We start from the raw sequence: 376 nt of genomic DNA on the forward strand, positions 1-376 counted from the left end.
ACAGCGTGTAACAGTCCGTCACCCCGTGCTCAAAGCGCCGCCCGGTGAGATGCGGCACACAGCGGAATTTATGAATCTCACCCCGGCAGACCAGCCACCACGGCAAATTACTCTGCACCTGCAGCCGCCGATCGGCCTCACTCAGCCAGGGCAGACCACCGGGGTGGCTGTGGACCAGTGCCACAATCTCACCCTGCATCTCTGCCTGCAGCCAGTCCTCCGGAGCCATCCGGAAATAATCCTCCGGCTCACCGGAAATATTCACGCAGGGAAAATAGCTTTCCCCTTCCGGCGTGCTTACCACGAAGCCGCACGACTCCGCTGGCGCACATCGCCGGGCGTGCGCCAGAATCGCTGATTCTGTCTCTGTCATGGG

The 376-nt window shown here is 61.4% G+C and carries 1 protein-coding gene; it reads right to left on the reverse strand.

What is annotated here, in order from left to right:
* Window positions 1-373, reverse strand: a 373-nt coding sequence (locus ATB02_RS25885) for a C40 family peptidase (RefSeq protein WP_198600616.1), incomplete at its 3' end; no start/stop codon positions are given.
* Window positions 374-376 lie beyond the last annotated feature (3 nt).

Source organism: Escherichia sp. MOD1-EC5189 (genome assembly GCF_002966045.1).
Classification (GTDB): domain Bacteria; phylum Pseudomonadota; class Gammaproteobacteria; order Enterobacterales; family Enterobacteriaceae; genus Escherichia; species Escherichia coli_F.